At 71.6% G+C, this 2188-nt stretch carries 1 protein-coding gene; it reads left to right on the plus strand.

Annotated features, from left to right (window positions below):
* Positions 1 to 2 precede the first annotated feature (2 nt).
* On the plus strand, positions 3 to 2188 hold a 2186-nt coding region (locus AC1D01_RS31310), incomplete at its 3' end, for an ATP-dependent DNA helicase (protein ID WP_477873400.1).

Genomic DNA, 2188 nt, shown 5'->3' on the forward strand with positions numbered 1-2188 from the left:
CCATGAGCGTCGACACCCCCACCTACACCATCGCCGTGCGCGAGCTGTGCGAGTTCACGGCCAAGCAGGGCGACCTCGACCTGCGTTTCACGCCCGGCCCGTCGGCGCAGGAAGGCATCGCCGGCCATGCGATGGTGGCGTCACGCCGGGGCGGGCGCTACCAGGCGGAGGTCAGCCTGAGCGGCACGCACGGCGCGTTGCGCGTGCGCGGCCGTGCCGACGGCTACGACCCCGACAAGGGCTTGCTCGAAGAGATCAAGACGCACCGCGGCGACCTCGCGCGCCAGCCGGCCAACCACCGCCACCTGCACTGGGCGCAGGCCAAGATCTACGGCGCGCTGCTGTGCCAGAAGTTCGAGCTGCCGAAACTGCGCGTCGCGCTCGTCTACTACGACGTCGCTTCGCAGCAGGAAACGGCGTTCAGCGAGACCTGCAGCGCGGCCGAGCTGCAGCAGTTCTTCGAGCAGCAGTGCGAGCGCTTCCTGGCCTGGGCGGCGCAGGAGCTCGCGCACCGCGGCGCCCGCGATGCCGCGCTGCAGGGCCTGCGTTTCCCGCATGCGGAGTTCCGCGCCGGCCAGCGGCCGCTGGCCGAAGCGGTGTACCGCGCCGCGAGCAGCGGCCGCTGCCTGCTCGCGCAGGCGCCCACCGGCATCGGCAAGACGGTCGGCACGCTGTTCCCGCTGCTGAAGGCCTGCCCGACGCAGCGCCTCGACAAGCTGTTCTTCCTCGCCGCCAAGACGCCGGGCCGCGGCCTCGCGCTGGAGGCGCTGCGGCTGATCGCCCACAGCGCCGGTGCACCGCCGCTGCGCGTGGTGGAGCTGGTCGCGCGCGACAAGGCCTGCGAGCACCCCGACAAGGCCTGCCATGGCGAGTCGTGCCCGCTGGCGCGCGGCTTCTACGACCGGCTGCCGGCGGCGCGCAGCGCGGCGCTTGCCGTTGGTGGAGGCCCGCTGGACCAGGCCCGCGTGCGCGAGGTGGCGCTGGCCCATCAGGTGTGCCCCTACTACCTGAGCCAGGAGCTGGTGCGCTGGAGCGACGTGGTGGTCGGCGACTACAACTACTGGTTCGACCTCGGCGCGATGCTGCACGGCCTGACGCTCGCGAACGACTGGCGCGTCGGCGTGCTGGTCGACGAGGCGCACAACCTGCTCGAACGCGGCCGCAAGATGTATTCGGCCGAGCTGCAGCAGGCCGACGTGGCCGCGCTGCGCAGCAAGGCACCGCCCACGGTGAAGCCGGCGCTCGATCGCCTGCACCGCGCGTGGAATGCGCTCAACAAGGCGCAGGCGGCCGATTTCGAGGTGCACGAGAAGCCGCCGGCGGCGTGGCGCGATGCGCTGCAGAACGCGATCGCGGCGCTCGGCGAGCACTTCGCCGACGGCCAGTCGCCGAACGATGCGCCGCTGCTGCGCTTCTACTTCGATGCGCTGCACGTGACGCGCGTGCTGGAGCTGCTGGACGAGAACTCGCAGGTCGACGTGACGATCGCCGAGCGCCGCGGCGCGCGCATGCGCTCGACGCTGTGCCTGCGCAACCTGATCCCGGCGCCGCACCTGCGCGGGCGCTTCGAGGCGGCGCACACGACGACGCTGTTCTCGGCCACGCTGACGCCACAGGGCTTCCATGAAGACACGCTGGGCCTGCCGAAGCACACCGCGTGGATCGACGTGGAGTCGCCGTTCGAGGCGCGGCAGCTGTCGGTGCGCATCGCGCGCCACATCTCGACGCGCTGGCAGCAGCGGGCGGAATCGCTCGCGCCGATCGTCGAACTGATCGCGCGGCAGTACGAGAAGGCGCCGGGCAACTACATGGCCTTCTTCAGCAGCTTCGACTACCTGCAGCAGGTGGCGGCGTTGCTGCAGGCGACGCACCCGGGCGTGCCGCAATGGTCGCAGTCGCGCGCGATGGACGAGGCCTCGCGCCAGCAGTTCCTCGCGCGCTTCACCGAGCACGGGCAGGGGGTCGGCTTCGCGGTGCTGGGCGGGGCGTTCGCCGAGGGCATCGACCTGCCGGGACGGCGCCTGATCGGCGCCTTCGTCGCCACGCTCGGGCTGCCGCAGGTCAATCCGGTCAACGAGTGCGTGCGCGAACGGATGGACAAGCGCTTCGGCGCCGGCTACGACTATGCGTACCTGTACCCGGGCCTGCAGAAGGTGGTGCAGGCGGCCGGGCGGGTGATCCGCACGAC

This window comes from Rhizobacter sp. P3_B12 (assembly GCF_056402895.1).